The sequence below is a fragment of the Bordetella genomosp. 5 genome (genome assembly GCF_002261315.1).
Lineage (GTDB): Bacteria > Pseudomonadota > Gammaproteobacteria > Burkholderiales > Burkholderiaceae_B > Bordetella.
Window position 1 is genome coordinate 1 of record NZ_NEVP01000016.1, and the last position, 19,205, is coordinate 19,205.

At 67.1% G+C, this 19,205-nt stretch carries 19 protein-coding genes, 1 tRNA gene and 1 pseudogene; 11 read left to right on the top strand and 10 right to left on the bottom strand.

Features of this window, described 5'->3' with window-relative positions; genetic code table 11:
• Positions 1–155, top strand: a pseudogene (locus CAL25_RS24485) (hydrolase); the annotation flags it as partial.
• A 111-nt stretch (positions 156–266) separates the two neighbouring features.
• Positions 267–521: a hypothetical protein gene (locus CAL25_RS22695; RefSeq protein WP_094804301.1), complete on the top strand. Its 255-nt coding sequence runs from the start codon at positions 267–269 to the stop codon at positions 519–521.
• Here the strand turns inward: CAL25_RS22695 and CAL25_RS22700 are convergent, their stop codons facing one another.
• On the bottom strand, positions 522–1,328 hold the full coding sequence (locus CAL25_RS22700) for a putative hydro-lyase (RefSeq protein ID WP_094804303.1): 807 nt from the start codon (positions 1,326–1,328) through the stop codon (positions 522–524).
• Between the two features lie 406 nt (positions 1,329–1,734).
• On the bottom strand, positions 1,735–3,642 hold the full coding sequence (gene htpG / locus CAL25_RS22705; protein WP_094804304.1) for a molecular chaperone HtpG: 1,908 nt from the start codon (positions 3,640–3,642) through the stop codon (positions 1,735–1,737).
• A gap of 212 nt (positions 3,643–3,854) precedes the next feature.
• Here htpG and CAL25_RS22710 point away from each other — a divergent pair, with 212 nt between their 5' ends.
• Positions 3,855–5,243, top strand: a complete 1,389-nt coding sequence (locus CAL25_RS22710; protein ID WP_094804306.1) for a uracil-xanthine permease family protein — start codon at positions 3,855–3,857, stop codon at positions 5,241–5,243.
• Positions 5,244–5,465: 222 nt separating this feature from the next.
• Positions 5,466–5,550 (top strand) — tRNA-Leu (locus CAL25_RS22715).
• Positions 5,551–5,741: 191 nt separating this feature from the next.
• Here CAL25_RS22715 and CAL25_RS22720 read toward each other — a convergent pair.
• Positions 5,742–6,530, bottom strand: a complete 789-nt coding sequence (locus tag CAL25_RS22720; protein ID WP_094804308.1) for a FadR/GntR family transcriptional regulator — start codon at positions 6,528–6,530, stop codon at positions 5,742–5,744.
• Positions 6,531–6,697: 167 nt separating this feature from the next.
• On the opposite strand from CAL25_RS22720, the gene CAL25_RS22725 reads away from it, so the two are divergent.
• From CAL25_RS22725 to CAL25_RS22755, 7 genes are all read left to right on the top strand, one after another.
• Complete coding sequence (locus tag CAL25_RS22725; RefSeq protein ID WP_094804310.1) at positions 6,698–7,486, top strand: SDR family oxidoreductase; 789 nt, start codon at positions 6,698–6,700, stop codon at positions 7,484–7,486.
• Positions 7,487–7,625: 139 nt separating this feature from the next.
• The gene (locus CAL25_RS22730; RefSeq protein WP_094804312.1) at positions 7,626–8,588 is read left to right on the top strand and encodes a Bug family tripartite tricarboxylate transporter substrate binding protein; all 963 of its coding nucleotides are present in this window, start codon (positions 7,626–7,628) and stop codon (positions 8,586–8,588) included.
• Positions 8,589–8,721: 133 nt separating this feature from the next.
• Positions 8,722–9,348: a glutathione S-transferase family protein gene (locus CAL25_RS22735; protein WP_094804313.1), complete on the top strand. Its 627-nt coding sequence runs from the start codon at positions 8,722–8,724 to the stop codon at positions 9,346–9,348.
• Positions 9,345–10,898, top strand: coding sequence for an acetolactate synthase large subunit (locus CAL25_RS22740; RefSeq protein WP_249279209.1), 1,554 nt, complete (start codon positions 9,345–9,347; stop codon positions 10,896–10,898). The genes CAL25_RS22735 and CAL25_RS22740 overlap by 4 nt, the downstream gene beginning before the upstream one ends.
• A gap of 33 nt (positions 10,899–10,931) precedes the next feature.
• Complete coding sequence (locus CAL25_RS22745) at positions 10,932–12,038, top strand: enolase C-terminal domain-like protein (RefSeq protein ID WP_094804316.1); 1,107 nt, start codon at positions 10,932–10,934, stop codon at positions 12,036–12,038.
• A gap of 206 nt (positions 12,039–12,244) precedes the next feature.
• Positions 12,245–12,418: a type II toxin-antitoxin system HicA family toxin gene (locus CAL25_RS22750; protein WP_094804427.1), complete on the top strand. Its 174-nt coding sequence runs from the start codon at positions 12,245–12,247 to the stop codon at positions 12,416–12,418.
• A gap of 58 nt (positions 12,419–12,476) precedes the next feature.
• Entirely contained in the window at positions 12,477–12,893 is a 417-nt protein-coding gene (locus CAL25_RS22755) for a type II toxin-antitoxin system HicB family antitoxin (protein ID WP_094804318.1), read from the top strand.
• Positions 12,894–13,192: 299 nt separating this feature from the next.
• Here CAL25_RS22755 and CAL25_RS22760 read toward each other — a convergent pair whose 3' ends face one another.
• From CAL25_RS22760 to CAL25_RS22790, 7 genes are all read right to left on the bottom strand, one after another.
• Complete coding sequence (locus CAL25_RS22760) at positions 13,193–14,185, bottom strand: Bug family tripartite tricarboxylate transporter substrate binding protein (protein ID WP_170948582.1); 993 nt, start codon at positions 14,183–14,185, stop codon at positions 13,193–13,195.
• 84 nt (positions 14,186–14,269) lie between these two features.
• Entirely contained in the window at positions 14,270–15,067 is a 798-nt protein-coding gene (gene hpaI, locus CAL25_RS22765) for a 4-hydroxy-2-oxoheptanedioate aldolase (protein ID WP_094804431.1), read from the bottom strand.
• Between the two features lie 5 nt (positions 15,068–15,072).
• Positions 15,073–15,879, bottom strand: a complete 807-nt coding sequence (gene hpaH, locus CAL25_RS22770) for a 2-oxo-hept-4-ene-1,7-dioate hydratase (protein ID WP_094804320.1) — start codon at positions 15,877–15,879, stop codon at positions 15,073–15,075.
• Between the two features lie 26 nt (positions 15,880–15,905).
• On the bottom strand, positions 15,906–16,334 hold the full coding sequence (locus CAL25_RS22775; RefSeq protein WP_094804322.1) for a nuclear transport factor 2 family protein: 429 nt from the start codon (positions 16,332–16,334) through the stop codon (positions 15,906–15,908).
• On the bottom strand, positions 16,331–17,581 hold the full coding sequence (locus CAL25_RS22780; RefSeq protein ID WP_094804324.1) for an FAD-dependent oxidoreductase: 1,251 nt from the start codon (positions 17,579–17,581) through the stop codon (positions 16,331–16,333). Before CAL25_RS22780 ends, CAL25_RS22775 begins: the two co-directional genes overlap by 4 nt.
• Complete coding sequence (locus CAL25_RS22785) at positions 17,578–17,904, bottom strand: non-heme iron oxygenase ferredoxin subunit (protein WP_094804433.1); 327 nt, start codon at positions 17,902–17,904, stop codon at positions 17,578–17,580. The genes CAL25_RS22780 and CAL25_RS22785 overlap by 4 nt, the downstream gene beginning before the upstream one ends.
• 5 nt (positions 17,905–17,909) lie before the next feature.
• The gene (locus CAL25_RS22790) at positions 17,910–19,199 is read right to left on the bottom strand and encodes an aromatic ring-hydroxylating dioxygenase subunit alpha (RefSeq protein ID WP_249279210.1); all 1,290 of its coding nucleotides are present in this window, start codon (positions 19,197–19,199) and stop codon (positions 17,910–17,912) included.
• Positions 19,200–19,205 lie beyond the last annotated feature (6 nt).

Here is a 19,205-nt window from a genome sequence, read left to right on the forward strand (position 1 = left end):
CCCAGCTAATGACCTGGTTCGGCGTGGCCTGCGAGCTGCACCGCGACTGGCGCAACGACATCGAGGGTCTGGGCACGCTGTTCGCCAACCACATCCCCGACTACCGCAACCTGATGGCCAGCTACTCGGCGATCCAGGCCGCCAGCAAGAAGTAAACGATGACGAGCATGGCCCGCGCGACGCGCCGGGCCATGACGATGCAGTTTTTAATCGGGCGGCGTTGTGCCTCGCGCCACCGCCGTCCGCCAGACACCCCGGACCCCGCCATGAGCACGCATTCGATCACCGCCGACGCCCTGGACCTGCCCAGCCATCCCTGGCTGGCGCGCGCGGTCCGTTACCTCGAAACGACGGGGCCGCTTGTGATCGCCGCGATGCTGTTGCTCGGGCTGATGTACACCCCGTTGCCGACGCCGTCCAGCGACACGCCGCAGCCGGCCGTCGCCAAGCGCGCCCCGGCCATCGAGGCGGCGCTGGCGCCCGAACTCATGATGGTGGTTTCGTTGCGCGCGCAACCCTGACTACAGGATCGCCATGCGGCTGTTCTGCAGATCCGTGACCAGCATGTGGCCGGGCGCGTGCGTGATGCAGAACTCCGGCCGTACCGCGGCGACCACCGACTGCGGCGTGACGCCGCAGGCCCAGAACACCGGCATCTCGCCGGGCCGGATCTCGACGGCATCGCCGTAGTCGGGCTGGTTGATATCCGCGATGCCGATCAAGGACGGATCGCCCAGGTGCACCGGCGCGCCGTGCACCGACGGAAAGCGCGACGTCACCTGCACCGCGCGGATCGCGTCTGCCGCCTTGAGCGGCCGCATCGACACCACCAACGGACCGCCGAACACGCCGGCACGGGCCGTCTGAATATTGGTGCGATACATCGGCACGTTGCTGCCCTGCTCGATATGCCGCACCGGCAAACCGTTGTCGAGCATGGCTTCTTCGAACGAAAACGAGCAGCCGATCAGAAACGACACCAGGTCGTCGCGCCAGTACTCGCTCACGTCGGTGGGCTCGGCCACCAGCTCACCATCCTTCCACACCCGATAACGCGGAATGTCCTTGCGGATATCGATGTCGTGGCCCAGCGTGGGAAGCGCGGGATCGCCCGGCTCCGACATGGCCAGCAGCGGACACGGCTTGGGGTTGAGCTGACAGAAGTGCAGAAAATCCGCGGCCAGCGCGCGCGGCAGGATGGCGAGGTTGGCCTGCACCTGGCCCGGCGCGAGATTGGCCGTGGGGCCGGTGAGCTTGCCCGACCGGGCATCGAGCCGTGCCTGGTACGCCAGGGCGGCTCCGTTTCGTGCATGCGCTTGCGTGGACATCGAATTCCCTTGTGAATGCCTGGCCGGCAGTCCGACCGCGATATCAGGCATTGCACCGCAGCCGCGCGCGCGGCGTCCAATCACAAGTTCCGATAGACCCCGATCAAAATTTCTTATTGCGGGTTTGCCCTAGGTCGCGGGGCCGCCCGTAGCGGGGGCCGCCCGTAGCGGGGGCCGCCCATCGCGGCGACACGCCTGCTCCGAAGCGCTCACAGACAGGAGATAGAAGGGTCGCGCGAAGCGCGAACTCGACCCGGCGATGAACGGCTGCCCGAGAGGCCTCGCGCCGACCGCAATGGCGCGCCCCCAATGCAAAACGCCTGCCCCGCTCCGCCCGGCATCAGGGCCGGGCGGGCGGAACAGGCGTTTTCCGGACGCGCCCGCTCGCGCGGGCGCAGTCAGTGCATTACACCTTCAGCAGCAGCGCGTTCAGGCGCTTCACGAAGGCGGCCGGATCGGCGATCTGCGCGCCTTCGGCGAGCAGGGCCTGATCGAGCAGCAGCTGGGCCCAGGCGCCGAAGTCTTCGTCGCTGGTGTCGCGGATGCGCGCGATCAGCGCATGCTCGGGATTGATCTCGAGCACGGGCTTCAGATCGGGCGCTTCCTGGCCGGCCGCCTTGAGCATGCGCAGGAGGTGCGGGCTGAGTTCGTTCTGGCCCACCACCACGCATGCCGGCGAGTCCACCAGACGCAGCGTGACGCGCACTTCCTTGACCTGACCTTCGAGCGTCTGCTGCAGACGTTCGACCAGCGGCTTGAACTGCTCGGTCACTTCGGCCTGATGCTTCTTTTCTTCGTCGTCGGCCAGCGCTTCGAGGTCGAGGCCGCCCTTGGCCACCGACACCAGCGACCTGCCGTCGAACTCGCGCAGGTGCGAGAGCATCCACTCGTCGACACGATCCCACAGCAGCAGCACTTCGATGCCCTTCTTGCGGAAGATCTCGAGATGCGGGCTGTTGGCCGCGGCGGAGTGGCTGTCGGCGGTGACGTAGTAGATCTTGTCCTGGCCTTCTTTCATGCGGCCGAGGTAGTCGGCGAACGACACTGTCTGCGCCGCGCCCTCGCCCTGCGTGGACGCAAAACGCAGCAGCTTGGCGATGCGCTCGCGGTTGGCCGGGTCTTCGCCCGCACCTTCCTTGAGCACCTGACCGAACTCGGTCCAGAACGCGGCGTAGTCATCCTGGCGGTTTTCGGCCAGATCCTCGAGCAGCGACAGCACACGCTTGGCCGAGCCCTCGCGGATCGCGCGCACGTCGCGGCTTTCCTGGAGGATCTCGCGCGAGACGTTGAGCGGCAGGTCGGCCGAGTCGATCACCCCGCGCACGAAGCGCAGGTACGACGGCAGCAGCTGCTCGGCATCGTCCATGATGAAAACGCGGCGCACATACAGCTTGACGCCACGGCGCGCATCGCGGTCCCACATATCGAAGGGCGCGTGCTTGGGCACATACAGCAGCTGCGTATATTCGCTGCGGCCTTCGACGCGGTTGTGGGTCCAGGCGAGCGGATCGTCGTAATCGTGCGAGACGGTCTTGTAGAACTCGCGGTACTGCTCTTCGGTCACGTCGCTCTTGGCGCGCGTCCAGAGCGCATTGGCCTGATTGACGGTTTCGTATTCGTCGCGCGCGACCTGCTCGCCCTTCTCGGCATCCCATTCTTCCTTGACCATGCGGATCGGCAGCGAGATGTGGTCGGAGTAGCGGCGCAGGATCTCGCGCAGCTTCCAGCCATTGAGCAGCTCGTCTTCGTCGGCACGCAGATGCAGCGTGACCGAGGTGCCGCGGGTGGTCTTGCCGGAGGCGCCGATCGAGAACTCGCCCTGGCCGTCGGACTCCCAGCGGATGGCCGCATCGGCCGGCGCACCCGCGCGCAGGCTCTCGACCGTGACCTTGTCTGCCACGATGAACGAGGAATAGAAGCCCACGCCGAACTGACCGATCAGCTGCGCGTCTTTTTGCTTGTCGCCGGTGAGCTGCGAGAAGAACTCTTTGGTGCCCGAGCGCGCGATCGTACCGAGGTTGGCGATCGCTTCGTCACGCGACAGGCCGATGCCGTTGTCGGTGATGGTGATCGTGCGGGCGGCCTTGTCGTAATCGACGCGGATGGCGAGCTCGCTGTCGCCGGCCAGCAGCCCCGGCTCGTCGATCGCCTCGAAGCGCAGCTTGTCGCAGGCGTCGGACGCGTTGGACACCAGCTCCCGCAAGAAGATCTCCTTGTTGCTGTAGAGCGAGTGGATCATCAGGTGCAGCAGCTGCTTCACCTCGGCCTGAAAGCCCAGGGTTTCGGATGCGGAAGGCGTGGCGGTTTGGCTCATGGTTCGAAGTGGCTAGGTAAATGAATGGGAGCCCCGAGGGCGACCCCGTCATCGGCCGGCGAGGCGTTCTGCCCCGCACAGCCGCCGGTAAACCCTAGGCATGTGGGGGTCTTGCCACGGTTTTCAAGGCCGGTGAGCGGCTTTATGACTGACTCCCGGCTGACACCGCTAAAATGCCGCACTTTTCCCGTACCCCTGCCGGCCCTCCGCCCATGCAACCCTCCTCCCTGACCCAACCCCTGCCCTCCGGCACGCCCGAGGCAGACGCCCGCCACGACCTGGTCTACGGCCACGACGATCGCCCGGCGCCCCCGGTGGCCTTCATTGCCGCCCTGCAACACCTGCTGGCCATCCTGGTGCCCATCGTCACCCCCGGCCTGCTGATCTGCCAGGCCCTGGGCGTGAGCAGCCGCGACACCACCCTGATCGTGTCCATGTCGCTGGTCATCTCTGGCATCGCCACCTACGTGCAGTGCAAGCGCTTCGGCCCGCTGGGCGCGGGGCTGCTGATCGTGCAGGGCACGAGCTTCAACTTCGTGGGTCCGCTGATCGCCGGCGGCTCGGTCATGGTGAAGCAGGGCACGCCGGTCGAGGCCGTCATGGCCGCGATCTTCGGCGTCGTCATCGCCGGCTCGTTCATCGAGATGGGCGTGAGCCGCATCCTGCCGTTCGTGAAGCGCCTGATTTCGCCGCTCGTGACCGGCATCGTCGTGCTGCTGATCGGCCTCACCCTGATCAAGGTCGGCCTCATCAGCATGGGCGGCGGCTACTCGGCCATGGGCAACGGCACCTTCGCCAGCGCGGAGAACCTGACCCTGTCCGGCCTGGTGCTCGGCACCATCATCCTGCTGAACCGCGTGCCAGTCGTGTGGGTGCGCAGCACCGCGCTCGTGCTGGCGCTGGCCGTGGGCTACATCGCCGCCGCCTTCATGGGCCGCCTGGACTTCACCGGCGCCCGCGAAGCCGCCCTGTTCCAGATCCCCACCCCGCTGCACTTCGGCCTGGGCTTCTCGTGGGCGCTGTTCGTGCCGATGCTGATCATCTATCTGGTCACCTCGCTCGAGGCCATCGGCGACGTCACCGCCACCAGCAAGGTCTCGAAGCAGCCCGTCGACGGCCCGCTGTGGATGCAGCGCATCAAGGGCGGCGTGCTGGTCAACGGCGCGAACTCGCTGCTGGCCGGTATCTTCAACACCTTCCCGAGCTCGGTCTTCGCCCAGAACAACGGCGTGATCCAGCTCACCGGCATCGCCAGCCGCCACGTCGGCGTCTGGATCGCCGGCATGCTGATCCTGCTGGGCCTGTTCCCGGCCGTGGCCGGCCTGCTGCAGGCCGTGCCCGAGCCCGTGCTGGGCGGCGCCGCCATGGTGATGTTCGGCGCGGTCGCCGCATCCGGCATCAACATCCTGGCCGGCGTCCAGCTCGACCGCCGCGCGCTACTCATCATCGCCGTGTCCCTGGCCCTGGGCCTGGGCGTCTCGCAAGTGCCGCAGATCCTGTCGCACCTGCCCGACGCGGTGAAGAACGTGTTCGAATCCGGCGTCGCCACCGGCGGCATCGCCGCCCTGGTGATGAACTGGTTCCTGCCCGAGAAGAAGTAAGGGCGGACGGCGCCAACCATTCCCGTGGACGGCGCGGCGCCTATGCCTGAGAAATAGTGGAAGTTGAGCGGCGCCGCTTCGTCGCGCCGCTCGACGCCTCGGGGCGCGGACCCTCCTCCGGCCTGCGCCCCGCACCTCGCCTGACAATCTTCTCCAGACCGCATATAATCGCGGTCTTCTCTTCTACCGCGATACGTCATCCGGACGCATCCGCGACCCTCGGCCCGAGTGGTGAAATTGGTAGACGCAGGGGACTCAAAATCCCCCGCCGCAAGGCGTGCCGGTTCGATTCCGGCCTCGGGCACCACCCTCCGCTTTCCCTGATTCTGCTTCCCTGCGCCGTCTCGTCGGCACGGCTGGCTTCCTGCGCGCGCGTCTGTTGCGTACGCAAGAACGGTTCGGAGGACTGCGCGTGCGCCTCTCCTCCCTCCCTGTCACCACGCGGCGGCCATTGGCTATCTCGATCTACGAAGGCTGGACCCGCGAATCAAACGCCCCTCACTTGCGCGGTGGCTTGCTGGCCGGCAGGAAGCTCTCGTCCAACGTGCGCATGCGCGAGTTGTAGATGTGGTCGCGCATCGCCTCGCGGGCCTCTTCGGGGTCCTGATCTTTGATGGCCTGAAAAATGCGCGCGTGCTCTTGCTGCACGCGCTCGCCGCGGGTCACGGCGCTGGCCAGGGCCAGGCTGCGCATGACGCGCATGTAGTCGAAGATCTGCTGCGATAACGACTGCAGCATGGTGACGAACAGGTCGTTGCCACAGGCTGCCGCGATCGCCTGATGGAAGCGGAAGTCGGCTTCGTTGCCCACCTGGCGTGCCTCGAAGGCGGCCTGCATGTCGTGAAGGGCTGCGGCCATGCTTTGCAAATCTTCATCGGTACGGCGCTGGGCCGCCATATAAGCCGCGTCGCCCTCCAGCGCACTGCGCAACTCCATGCATCGCACGAGCTCCGCGAGCCCGCCGATCGGCGCGAGGCGAACCAGTTCCGGGCTCGGACGCTTGCGGACATAGGAGCCGGCGCCCCGCTGCGACACGATGATGCCGTCGGCCTGCAGTCGAAACAGCGCTTCGCGCACCACGGGTCGCGATACACCGAAGGCCGCACAGAGGTCGTGCTCGGACGGCAACCGGCTTTCCTCCGGGTACTTGCCGTAGGTGATCTGCTGCAGCAGGCGGTCGTAGAGCTGGTCGGCAAGTCGCGGCGGACGCTGCGCGCGCAGGTCTTCCGTGTCGGAAGCCAGCGGCGCGGCGACGGGCGCGGTACGTTTCGCTTGGGTTCTGGGCATAGAAAATTCCGGAAACAGGTGCCAGTGTAAGTCCTCATACCGCCCCGGCCGCACGGCGGGGACGGCTGAGCGGAGTCCGTTAAAACACTAGTTGCCTTACAACTTAACAATCGTGTAATTTTAGCCAAACCACGCGCATACGCGCCGACGAAGATGAAGGAGACAGCATGGACTTGGGTATCGCTGGCAAATGGGCCCTGGTATGCGGGGGAAGCAAGGGCCTGGGCTGGGGATGCGCCCAGGCGCTCGCGAGCGAAGGCGTGAATGTCGTGCTCACGGCACGCGATGGCGTGCGGCTCGAGCAGGCGGCGAACGCGTTGCGCGCCGTCGCACCCCGCGCCGAGGTGCGGACAGCGGTCGGCGACATCACGACGCCGGAAGGCCGCCGAGCCGCGCTGGATGCCGCGCCGCGCGTGGACATTCTGATCAACAACGCGGGGGGACCGCCGGCCGGCGACATGCGCGCCTGGGCGCGCGACGACTGGATCCGCGCGCTCGACGCGAACATGCTCGCGCCCATCGCACTCATCCGCGAGACGGTCGACGCCATGGCCGAGCGCAATTACGGACGGGTGATCAACATCACATCGTCGGCGGTCAAAGCCCCCATCGCCGCGCTCGGCCTGTCCAACGGCGCGCGCACCGGGCTCACCGGTTTCGTGGCGGGACTGGCACGCCAGCCCGCGCTGGCCGGCCGCAATGTCACGTTCAACAACCTCCTGCCGGGCACCTTCGACACCGATCGTCTGCGCGCCAATCTCGCCGTCATGGCGGAGCGCGCCCAGCAGCCGCTGGACGATTACACCGGCATGCGTCGTCGCGCCATCCCGACGCAGCGCTTCGGCACGCCCGACGAGTTCGGCGCCCTGTGCGCGTTTCTGTGCAGCGTCCACGCCGGCTACATCACGGGGCAGAACCTGCTGCTCGATGGCGGCGCCTACCCCGGCACGTTCTAGACCTGGACACGCAAGGCGTGCAGTCCGACGTCTTCCGGCATGCCGCGCGCGCACTCACATGTCATCGCGAATGTGAGTACGGCGGCGGGATGCAGTTCATCGCTGTGAGTCGTACCTATAAAAACCATGGAGACAAACAATGTTGAAGATTCGGATACGGACGGCCTGCCTCGCGCTCGGCCTCTCCCTCGCCGTGCTCCCGAGCACGCACGCCTCGGCACCCGTGCGGATTGTCGTGCCCTACAACCCCGGCGGCGGTTCCGACCTGTTCGGCCGGCTCTTCGCCCCGGGCCTGGGCAAGGCGCTCAAGGAAACGGTCATCGTGGAAAACCGCTCGGGCGCGGGCGGCATCATCGGCACCGAGACCGTGGCGCGCTCCACGCCCGACCAGAAGATGCTGCTGGTGTCCGACTCGGCCGTCTACACGATCGTGCCGTCGCTCTACCAATCCCTTAACTACGGCGTCAAGGATCTGACGCCGGTCGCCAATCTCGCGACCTTCGGCAATGTGCTCGTGGTGCCCGCCAACTCGCGCTTCAAGACGTTTTCCGACGTGCTGGATGCCGCGAGGAAATCTCCCGGCTCGCTGACCATCGGGTCGTCGGGCACCGGCGGCATCACCCATCTTGCCGCCGAGAAACTCATGAAGGAAGCCGGCATAAAGCTGATGCACGTGCCGTACAAGGGTAGCGGGCCGGCCATCACCGATACGGTCGGGGGCCACCTCGACATGGTGTTCACCGGGCTGCCATCGGTGCTCGAGTTGCTGCGCAGCGGCAAGCTGCGCGCGCTGGCCATCGCCACGCCACAGCGCTCTCCCTACGCGCCGGACATCCCGACGATCAGCGAGTCCGGCGTGCCGGGCTTCACGGCAATGATCTCGCAGGGCTTGTTCGCACCGGCCAACGCAACGCCCCAAACCATCAAGCAGCTCAACCAGGCGGTGCAGGACTTCATGCGTCAGCCCACCACGCAGGAAACGCTGCGCAAGATGATGGTCGAGCCGGTCTACCAAAGCGCCGACGAATACAAGCAATGGCTCGACAAGGAGGCGGGCGACTGGTCCGCCCTCATCAAGCAGTCGAACGTGAAAGTGGAATGACCACGGCGCGGCGCGCCTGGCCAGCAGTGCCTGAGCCGGCCGCGCCTCGCCCGCGGCGCCTAGCCGGCCGCACCTAGCCGGCCGCACCTGGCCGGCGGCGAACTTCCCAGTCTCAACACGAGAGGTAATTGCAGTGATAGATCTGTATGCATGGCGCACCACGAACGGGCTGCGCGCCACGATCGCCCTGGCTGAATCCGGCCTGCCCCACCGTGTGATTCCCATCGACGTGGGCGCGGGGGCCCACAAGACGGACGAGTACCGGCGCATCAACCCGGCAAGCCAGATCCCCGCGCTGGTCGACCCCGCCGGACCCGGTGGCAAGCCGCTGGTGCTGGCGCAATCAGGCGCCATCGTTCTTTATACCTGCCAGAAAGCCGGCCGCTTCGTCCCTGGCGACGACGCCGGCCGTGCGCTCGCGATGCAGTGGGCGTGGCAAGCGGGCACCGACGTCGGCGGCACGAGCGCCGCCATGAACCAGGTGGAAGTCGTGTCGCCTGAAAAGGTCCCCGCGCACATCGACCTGTTCCGCAAGCGCTTTCTACGGTATTTCGGCGTGGTCGAGCAGCATCTGGCCGGACGCGATTACCTGGCCGGCGAGCTGAGCTACGCAGACTTCGTGCTCTACCCCAACTACGCGCTGCGCGCCGACGCGCTCGACCCCGTGGCGTTCCCGGCGTTGACGGCATGGGCTGGTCGGCTGGCGGCGCGCCCCGGCGTGATCGAAGGGATGCGTCTGTACACGGAGAAGCGGGGATGAGGCAGGCTTCGATGAACGGCGCCCAGGCGCTGGTGCAGACGCTCGTGGACGCGGGCGTGACGACCTGCTTCGCCAATCCCGGCACCTCGGAGATGCACTTTGTCTCCGCGCTGGATCGCGTGCCCGGCATGCGGTGCGTGCTGGGCCTGGCCGAAACGGTGGTGACCGGTTGCGCCGACGGCTATGGCCGCATGATGGGCACGCCCGCTGCTACCCTGCTGCATTGCGGGCCAGGCCTGACGAATGGCCTGGCGAATCTGCACAACGCCAAGCGTGCCTACACGCCGGTGGTGAACATCGTGGGTGACCACGCGACCTACCATGCGCGCTACGACACGCCGCTCACCTCGGACGTGGCGACGCTGGCCGCGCCGATGTCCTGCTGGGTTCGCGTGTCGCGCCATGCCCGCGATGTGTCCGACGATGCCGTCGAGGCCGTGCGGCAATCGACGACGGCCCCCGGCGGCGTGGCGACGCTGGTCCTGCCCGCCGACACGGCCTGGACCGAATCGGATGGTCCCCGGCCGCCGTTGCCCGCGCCGACACCGGTGCGCGCCGACATGGCCCGCATCGACGACGCCGCCCGCTCGCTGCGCGGCGGCGCGCCGGCACTGATCCTGCTCGGGACGAGCGCGCTGAGCGAGGCCGGTTTGCACGCCGCCTGGCGAGTCGCCGGCGCAACCGGGGCCGCGCTCCGAACGACCACTTTCGTCGCGCGCATGCCCCGCGGGCGCGGCCGTCCGCCGATCGACCGCCTGCCTTATGCCGTCGACCAGGCGCTCACCACGCTCGCCCCATTTCCGGTGGTGATTCTGGCCGGCGCGACGCCTCCGGCCGCCTTCTTTGCCTACCCCGACAAGCCGAGCGACCTGTGCACCCCAGGCACACGGATCATCTCGCTGGCCAGCGTCGGAGAGGATGCCGAGCGCGCGCTGCAAGATCTCGCCGATGCCCTGCAGGCACCGCAGCGCGAGACCCCTCCCTCACCGGTCGAAACGTCTCTGCCCACCGGCGCCTTCACGCCGCAGGGCTTCGGGCAGGTCCTCGCCCGCCTGATGCCCGAACACGCCATCGTCATGGAAGACGCCGTGACGTCGGGCCGCGGGCTGTTCGTGCCGACGTTCGATGCAGCGCCCCACGACTGGCTGCAGAACACTGGCGGCGCCATCGGCGGCGGCATGCCGACGGCGACCGGGGCAGCGATCGCGTGCCCCACACGCCGCGTGATCTGCCTGCAGGCCGATGGCGCGGGCATGTATTCGCTGCAGGCCCTCTGGACCCAGGCGCGCGAGCGACTCAACGTCGTGACCATCGTGTTCTCGAATCGCGCGTACCGGATCCTGCAAGGTGAACTGAAGGCGGTGGGGGCCACGCCAGGGCCCGCGTCGCAAGCGCTTTTCAGCCTGGACGATCCGCCGCTCGATTGGGTCCGCCTGGCCGAAGGCATGGGCGTGCCGGCCACGCGCACCGACACGATGGAAGGCCTGGCGCAGGCACTCGCACGCGGCGTGCGCGCGGATGGCCCGTTTCTCATCGAATTGCAATGTTGAACAGGCGGCCCGCCGCCTACACGTGGAGTGCTCATGAAGATCGATAACGTTACCGTCACCCTGTTTGCCTGGGACGACATTCCGCCCACCAGCTACGCGGCGCACACGGGAAAGTTCGCGGGCGCGAGCAAACTGGGCCTGCTTTCCATCCAGACCGATACCGGCGTAACGGGACACGCCTTCCTCGGCTCCGCCTACTATCCGGCGGACCTCGACGCCCCGAATCTAATCAAGTACCTGAAGCCCATTCTGATGGGGCAGGACCCACTGGATCGCGAGCGGCTGTTCCAGGCGATGTGGCGGCGCTCACGCACCACGACCGTCCGCACGATCGGCGCGTGCGACGTGGCGCTGTGGGACATCGCCGGCAAGGTCGCGGGCTTGCCCATTCATCGCCTGATCGGCAGCTACCGCGACAAGATCAAGGCCTACGCGAGCTCGATGATCCTCGACTCGCCGGAAGAGTATGCGGACGAGGCGCTGCATTATCAGTCTCGCAACTGGGCCGCCTACAAAATCCATCCGCCCCATCCCTGGCAGGAGGACATCCGCGTCTGCGAGGCCGTGCGCAAGGCGGTGGGCGACGACTACCTGCTGATGCTCGACGCAGCCTGGGCCTACCAGTACCCCGAGGCGGTCCGCGTGGGGCGCGCCATCCAGGACCTCGACTACTACTGGTACGAAGACCCGTTGCAGGACTCCGATCTCTACAACTACGTGAAGCTGAAGCAGCAACTGCATATTCCGATCATGGCGACGGAGGCCCCGGCCGCGGTCCTCGATGCGTACGTGCCCTGGATCCAGCAAAGCGCCACCGACTTCCTGCGCGGGGATGTGCCACTCAAGGGCGGCATCACGAACATGCTGAAGACCGCGCACCTGGCCGAGGCGTTCCGCATGAACTATGAGATCCACCACGGCGGCAACTCGCTGAACAACGTGGCACAACTGCATGTCGCCATGGCGCTCAAGAACACCGAATTCTTCGAGGTGCTGCTGCCCGGTGGCGCGCAGAAGTACGGTCTGATCGAAGACATCGAGCCCGACGCCGACGGCTACGTGCATGCACCCACCGAACCGGGCTTGGGCGCACGGATCGATTTCGAGCTGATCGAACGCAAGCGCGTGGCCGTGCTGTAGCAAGGCCGGCCACGCTGGTCCCTGTTGGGGGCAGCGTGGCCGGGGCAACAGTGCCACACTCCGTGCCCAACGCCGCTGGCCAGACGCTAAGGTGGCGACCCGACCTGATCGATCGTCCTGGGGTGCCCACGGAATGTCATCATTTTTGTTGACTAACAGCGTTCCGCTTGATTACGCTATTTCTGCTCGTCACTGCCAAGTTCGTGATGAAGCAGAGTGAGTTCGTGAGGTGGCTGCGCGCTCAAGGAGCGGCGTTCAGGCATGGCTCGCGCCACCTGAAGGTGTACCTCAATGGCAGACAGACCACCCTGCCGAGGCACCCCAGCCACGAAATCGGGGAATCCCTCCGACTGCGAATTCTTAAGCAACTTGGTCTGTGAAGACTGACAGGCGTCTCTCTTTCGCCGACTGCGTCGACCCGAGCCAGGAGCCACCTTCATGCTGCAATTCCCCGCCCTGATCGAAACCGATGGCACCGGGTTCACAGTGTCGTTTCGTGATATTCCTGAAGCTCTCACCGGCGCCGCGACGCACGAAGAAGCGTTGGAGATGGCAGCGGACGCCTTGCTGACGGCGATGGATTTCTACTTCGAGGATGAGCGTGCGGTGCCTGCACCGTCGAAGGCTCGGGTGGACGAAGTGCTGATCAGCTTGCCGGCGAGTGTGCAGGCGAAGATTCTTGTGCTCAATGAGTTGGTCGCGCAGGGGGTCACGCAGGCAGAGCTGGCGCGCCGGATGGGCCTGCCTCGGCAAGAGGTGAGCCGTCTCGTGGATCTGCATCACACGACCAAAATCGATACGCTGGATCGCGCGCTGGAAGTGTTGGGCAAGCAGATGGATATCACGCTCGCCTGAGTGCGCGTCTTCGTCCTGGGCGTCCAGGGCTTCGATCTTGGCGAGCAGGGTCTTGCGCGGGTCCATCTTGTGTCCTTGCAGGGCGTGGTGCGGACGACGGCCAGGACGAGCGGCTGAGCGTCCGGCCGAGGCAGGATGCGCACCGTACGTTCCGGACGATGGCGTCCGACCTCGTTCGCATGGGCCGCCATGATAACTGTCGTGCCGCGCCCGCGACGTGCGCGTGGCGCGCCGCGGACTTCCTCGCAAAGCCAAAGCGGCACAGCCCCCCGCAGGCGCTGTGCCGCCCCTCACCCCACTCAGTCGATCACCGCACCCGCCGTGCGCACGACCTTGCCAAGGCGCTCGTATTCCTGGTTGGAGAATGCGCGCAGTTCTTCCCGGGTGGTGGGCGCGGGCTGTGCGCCGCGGGCTTCGAGCTGGGCGCGCATCTCGGGCTCGGCCATCGCCTTGTGGACCGCGGCGTTCAGGCGGTCCAGCACTTTGGCGGGCGTGCCCTTGGGTGCGTAGAGCGCGTCCCAGGCGAAGAAGGCGTAGCCCGGCACGCCGGCTTCGGCCACGGTGGGCACGTCCGGCAGCGACGCCACGCGCTCGGCCGTCGTGACGGCGAGCGCGCGCAGGCGCTGCGCCTTGATCTGCGGCGCCACGTTAGGCATCACGTCGATCAGCAGCGACAGGCGTCCGCCCATCAAATCGGTCATGGCCGCCGCGCCGCCCTTGTAGGGTACGTGCACGATGTTCACGCCGGCCATCTGCTTGAGCTGCTCGCAGGCCAGATGCGAGGTCGTGCCGTTGCCGGCGGAACCACAGGTGAGCATGCCGGGCTTGTCGCGCGCGGCGTCCAGCAGATCCTTCAGCGAGCGATAGGGATCGGCGGGGTTGACCACCACGGCCGCCGCGATCGTGGTCAGGCGCGAGATCGGCTCGAAGTCATCGCGGGAGAAGCCGGTGGTCTTGTAGAGCCAGTGGTTGATGGCTTGCGTGCCGTTGGTGGCGTAGGCCAGCGTGTAGCCATTGGGCTCGGCACGGGACGCGGTGGCGCTGCCGATGTTACCGCCCGCGCCGGGGCGGTTCTCGACGATGATGGTCTGGCCCAGGTCGCGCATGAGCGGTTCGCTCACCAGCCGCGCCAGGGTGTCCGCGCCGCCGCCCGCCGGGAACGGCACGATCAGATTGATCGGGCGACTGGGCCAGGTTTCGGTGCCCGCGGCGCTTACCGCGGGGCCGCTCATGCCGATACAGGCGGCGATGCCCGCGACCCAGAGCGCCGCGGGTGAATTGACGATACGCATGATGTTGTCTCCTCGAGTGAACCATTGGCCTTGTCCCGGCCTTCCGGTAAGTAAAGCGCCGGCGGGCTCCCGCCGGCACGAATGTCAGTAGACGCCCGCCGCGCCACTGGTGGCCGCACGTCCATGACGTGCAGCCAGATCGGTTGCCGCGCGCGCCAGCAACGTCGCGTCCACGCCGACGGCCGTGAACACGCTGCCGCGTGCGATGTAGTGTTCTGCCAGGATCGGATCGCTCACCAGGATTCCGGCCGCCTTGCCGTGGCTGCGGATACGCGCCAGCGCCGCATCGATCACGGTCTGCATCGCGGGATCGGCCGGCCGGCCGCGATAGCCGTAATCCGCGGCCAGGTCGGCCGGGCCGATGAAGACGCCGTCCACGCCGTCGACGGCGCAGATCGCGTCGAGAGCCTCGATGCCGCGGCGCGTCTCGACCTGCACGAGGGTGCACATGGTGTCGTTGGCCTCGTCCAGATAGGCAGGCAGGCGATTCCAGCGCGAGGCTCGCGCCAGCGCGCTGCCCACGCCACGAATGCCTTCGGGCGGATAACGCATGGCGGCCACTGCCGCCGCGGCCTCCTCGGCACTCTGGATCATCGGCACGAGCAGCGTGCGCGCACCGACATCCAGCAAACGCTTGATCTCGACGGGATCGTTCCAGGCGGGCCGCACGACGGGCTCGACCGGGTAGGCCGCCAACACCTGCAACTGCGCGAGGATCGAATCGAGCGTGTTGGGTGCATGTTCGCCATCGATCAGCAGCCAGTCGAAGCCGGCGCCGGCCACGACCTCGGTGGCATACCCACTGGCCAGGCCCAGCCACAGGCCCACTTGAGATTCGCCGCGCGCCAGCGCCGCCTTGAACGCATTCGGAGGGGTTTTCATGGTCATCACTCGAAGCGGCAGCTCACGGCGCCCAGGGTGCCGTAGTCGACGTGGAACACATCGCCGCGCTCCGCATACACGGGTCGCGTGAACGAGCCGCTCAGCACGATCTGATCGCGTTCGAGGGCAACGTCGTGCTCGGCCAGGCGATTCGCGAGCCACACCACACCGTTCGCGGGATGGTTCAGCACGCCCGCCGCCAGGCCGGTTTCTTCGATGACGGCATTGCGCGACAGGATCGCGCCGACCCAGCGCAGATCGAGTTCGTTGACGCGCACCGGGCGCCCGCCCATCACCACGCCGGCATTCGCGGCGTTGTCGGCGATCGTGTCGAACACCTTGCGCGGGCGACGCGTGTCGGGATCGATCTGGTGCGATCGGGCATCGATGATTTCCAGCGCCGGAATCACATAGCGCACCGCGTCCAGCACGTCGAAGAGCGTGACGCCGGGACCGCGCAGCGGCTTGTCGAGAATGAACGCGAGCTCCACCTCGAGGCGCGGCACGATGAAACGATCACGCGCGATGGACGCGCCATCGGCGAACAGCATGTCGTCGAGCAGCGCGCCGAAGTCGGGCTCGTCGATCTGCGACGACAGCTGCATGGCGCGCGAGGTCAGGCCGATCTTGTGGCCGACCAGACGCCGGCCCTCCGCCAGCTTGAGGTCGACCCAGCGGCGCTGAACGGCATAGCCATCAGCGATGTCCATGTCGGGATGGTCGAGCGAAACCTGACGGATCTGGGTGCGCGTGCGCTCTGCCTCATGCAGGCGGCGTGCGATGTCTTCGATGATAGGAACGGCTAGAGCCATGAAAGACCTCGAGAGTTTGGTAGGTGTCAGTGCGTGGCGGGTTCGGGCGGCAGATGGCGCCGGCTGGTCTTCTGCGCCAGCCGCCACCCCGCCGGCGTCTCGATCCACTCGTCGGTGCAGGACCGGATCGACACGAGACGCGGCGTGGCGTCCGCGCCGGGCGCCGTACGGCTTTCGTAGGCGAGCAGGTAGAACTGCACGCGCACCCGCCCCTCCTGCGCCGGCTCTGCTTGCAGGTTGGTCACGATGTGTGCGGTTTCGCGCGCCGGATCGCGCTCGGCCAATGCGGCGGCCACGGCCTGGGGGCCGACCAGTGCCTGCCCCTGCCGGTGCCAGACACCGTCGGCGGCCATCAGCGCGGCAACCTCGTCGTGGCGGCGCTGGTCCAGCGCGCTAAAGAACGCCAACACATGGCGGCAGGCGGCGTCGCGGTGCGAGAGAGAAGAATCGTTCATGCGGCAAGCTCCGGGTTGCGCGGCGCGAGTGGCGCCACCGCGTCAGGCGCGTCAATGCAGTCTTCATAATCCGCGGGGGCCGCGGCACCTTGCTCCACGAGCTTGCGCGCAACGCGGAAGTCACGGCCGGCATCGATGCCGACGGCGGCCACCACCGCGCCGGCCGCGTCCAGGCCGAGGTAGAGACGACCGGTGGCTCCCGCAGGACGCATGACGGTCCGGCGCGCCAGCGCAGGAAAGCCCGCGATCTGGATCATGTGCTCGTATTGCTCGGACCACACCAGCGGCACGGGTGCATAGCTGACCGGCTCCCCCAGCATGGCGCGTGCGGCGGCGGCGCCCTGGTCCTGGGCGTTCTGCCACGACTCGAGCCGCAGCCCTTCGGGCACACGGGGATGGGCCTGCACGGCGACGTCGCCCGCCGCATAGATATGCGGATCGGAGCTGCGACACGTCGCGTCGACAAGCACCCCGCGCGCGCACGCGAGCCCGGCCTCGCGCGCCAGGTCATCGTTGGGTTGCATGCCCACGCCCAGCAACACGAGATCGGCGGGCACCTGCGTGCCGTCGGCCAGCCGGACCCGCCCGCCCTGTGCATCTTCTTCGAGCGCCGTGACGCCCTGGCCGATGCGCACGGTCACCCCGGCCGCCTCGTGGCGGTCGAGCAGAAACGCAGACACGGGCGCCATGACGCTGCGCGCGCAGAAGCGCGGCGCGGCCTCGATCACCGTCACGGTGCACCCCAGCGTGCGTGCGGTGGCGGCGAGCTCCAGCCCGATCCAGCCGCCACCGATGATGACGAGGCGGGGCTGGCCGGCCAGCGCCGCGCGCAGCGCCAGCGCATCGTCGAGCGTGCGCAGGGTCCGCACCCGCGCGCTGTCGAACCCCGGCAACGGCGGGCGGCATGGGCTGCCGCCGGTGGCCAGCAGCAGCTTGTCATAGCCGATCGCGGCGCCATCGGCGAACCGCAATTCGCGCGCCGCTGCGTCCAGCGCGACGGCGGCCCGCCCGGCCAGAAATTCGACGTCGAGCGCCTGCATGTCCGCCATGCTGAGCAGCGTGGTCTCGGCGGCCTCGGTCGCGCCCGTGATCAGGCCCTTGGACAGGGGCGGTCGTTCGTAAGGCGCATGCGCCTCGGCGCCGCACAACACGATGCGGCCGGCATGACCGCCATCGCGCAAGGTGCGCGCGGCCCAGGCGCCGGCCTGCCCCGCGCCCACGATCACGAAAGTGCCGGCGGCGTTCATGCCTCGTCGGCCCGCAGATACACCGTGCCCTCTTCCACGCGGATTTCGTAGCAACGCAGATCGGTGGTGACGGGCGGGCATTGCGGCTTGCCGGTGGCGATGTCGAACACGCCCTGATGCAGCGGGCACTCGATCGTGCCGTCTTCGACCCAACCTTCGGCGAGGCTGGCATTGCCGTGCGGACACTTGTCCTGCGTGGCACAGACCTGCCCATCGAGCTCATACAGGCACACGGCCTCGCCCTCGTGCATCACGCGCAGCGTGTGCGTGTCGGGCGAAATGTCCTTGACCAGTGCCACCGGTTTCCAGATAGCGGTATCCATCATGATCAGAATCCCATCGCCTCGCGGTAATACTGATAGAACGAACGGATCAGCACCTCGGTCACCATGTAGTCGGCCGGCTCGGTGTCGCGTCCGCCCATCTCGACGATGCCGCGCGCGCCGGGGTAGCCGGTCACGCCGATCTGGCACTGCGTGAGCATCTCGCTGTCGTCCATCGAGACAAAGCCCGCCGGGCCCAACAGGTTGGCGTGCTTCAGGCGCAGCCGCGTCATCTCTTCGTCATCGTCTTCGTAGCCGTAGTACGTGAAGACGAGCTCGTGCTCGGTGGGGCTGCGCGGAATCACGTGGCGGGTCTTAAGCGAGTTCGCCTGGATGCCGAACTGCGCGGCGGGAAACACCCATGCGCCGCCGACGCGGCCGCGGTTGAACTCGGCCCGCGGCGTAACCGTTTCCAGGTCCAGCAGCTCGAGGTCGTTACGGAACCGGCTCATCTCCGAGGTGGCTTCGGTGACCTTCTTGCCTTCGTTGTGCGACACCATCACGCTGTGCGCGCCGCCGCCGGTCGGAATGCACTCCGACTTGGAGTCGGCACGCCACAGGCCAAAGGTGATGTAGAAGGTGTGCAGCAGCGTGGCGTGGTACGGATCCTTCAGGTTCTCGAGGTACATCTTCCAGTTGCTGGGAATCAGCTGACGGCTATAGCCCAGCAGCTTGAGCTTCTTGCCCGGCAACATGTGATCGATCTCCGCCAGCACCTCGGGGCCGCAGAAATCCTCGAAGCTCGGCGCCTCGTCGGAGAACGTGGCCCAGATCGAGCCGCCGCGATTCACGCTGCGCAGCTTGCGGATGCCGTTCTGCTTAGGGTCGAAATCGCGCGGCATGCCGCCCTTGCCCATCGCGCCGCGGCGAAACGGCACGCCTTGCAGATTGCCGTTGAGGTCATAGTTCCACTGGTGATAGGGGCAGGTGAAGTCCGCGACCTTGCCGGTGTTCTGCCAGCAGATCTGCGCGCCGCGGTGGGCACAGCGGTTTTCGAGCACGGCGATCTCGCCGCTCTCGGTGCGCACCATGATCACCGGACTGGTGCCGATCCAGTTGCGCTTGTAGCAGCCCACCTCGGGCACTTCGCATTCCAGGCCCACGTAGTTCCAGGTCTTGCCGTTGAAGAAGATATCCATCTCCTTCTGGAACACGGCGGGATCGGTATAGACCCAATTCGGAATCCGGGTATGGCCCTCCTGGGGCCAGCGCCGTTCGATGTGGATGGGCTGTTCCGCGCGCGCCTCGGCGTGATCGGTACAGGCGTGCTGGGCGTCGTTGTGTGTGCAGGTCATGGCGAT

Bases quoted from the DNA above. Each gene is read 5' to 3' on its own strand.
- CAL25_RS22755 (WP_094804318.1), top strand. From the start codon at position 12,477: ATGCTGCAATTCCCCGCCCTGATCGAAACCGATGGCACCGGGTTCACA.
- CAL25_RS22725 (WP_094804310.1), top strand. From the start codon at position 6,698: ATGGACTTGGGTATCGCTGGCAAATGGGCCCTGGTATGCGGGGGAAGC.
- CAL25_RS22750 (WP_094804427.1), top strand. From the start codon at position 12,245: ATGAAGCAGAGTGAGTTCGTGAGGTGGCTGCGCGCTCAAGGAGCGGCG.
- CAL25_RS22710 (WP_094804306.1), top strand. From the start codon at position 3,855: ATGCAACCCTCCTCCCTGACCCAACCCCTGCCCTCCGGCACGCCCGAG.
- CAL25_RS22785 (WP_094804433.1), bottom strand. From the start codon at position 17,904: ATGGATACCGCTATCTGGAAACCGGTGGCACTGGTCAAGGACATTTCG.
- CAL25_RS22730 (WP_094804312.1), top strand. From the start codon at position 7,626: ATGTTGAAGATTCGGATACGGACGGCCTGCCTCGCGCTCGGCCTCTCC.
- CAL25_RS22745 (WP_094804316.1), top strand. From the start codon at position 10,932: ATGAAGATCGATAACGTTACCGTCACCCTGTTTGCCTGGGACGACATT.
- htpG (WP_094804304.1), bottom strand. From the start codon at position 3,642: ATGAGCCAAACCGCCACGCCTTCCGCATCCGAAACCCTGGGCTTTCAG.
- CAL25_RS22740 (WP_249279209.1), top strand. From the start codon at position 9,345: ATGAGGCAGGCTTCGATGAACGGCGCCCAGGCGCTGGTGCAGACGCTC.
- CAL25_RS22695 (WP_094804301.1), top strand. From the start codon at position 267: ATGAGCACGCATTCGATCACCGCCGACGCCCTGGACCTGCCCAGCCAT.
- CAL25_RS22700 (WP_094804303.1), bottom strand. From the start codon at position 1,328: ATGTCCACGCAAGCGCATGCACGAAACGGAGCCGCCCTGGCGTACCAG.
- hpaI (WP_094804431.1), bottom strand. From the start codon at position 15,067: ATGAAAACCCCTCCGAATGCGTTCAAGGCGGCGCTGGCGCGCGGCGAA.
- CAL25_RS22790 (WP_249279210.1), bottom strand. From the start codon at position 19,199: ATGACCTGCACACACAACGACGCCCAGCACGCCTGTACCGATCACGCC.
- hpaH (WP_094804320.1), bottom strand. From the start codon at position 15,879: ATGGCTCTAGCCGTTCCTATCATCGAAGACATCGCACGCCGCCTGCAT.
- CAL25_RS22780 (WP_094804324.1), bottom strand. From the start codon at position 17,581: ATGAACGCCGCCGGCACTTTCGTGATCGTGGGCGCGGGGCAGGCCGGC.
- CAL25_RS22720 (WP_094804308.1), bottom strand. From the start codon at position 6,530: ATGCCCAGAACCCAAGCGAAACGTACCGCGCCCGTCGCCGCGCCGCTG.
- CAL25_RS22760 (WP_170948582.1), bottom strand. From the start codon at position 14,185: ATGCGTATCGTCAATTCACCCGCGGCGCTCTGGGTCGCGGGCATCGCC.
- CAL25_RS22775 (WP_094804322.1), bottom strand. From the start codon at position 16,334: ATGAACGATTCTTCTCTCTCGCACCGCGACGCCGCCTGCCGCCATGTG.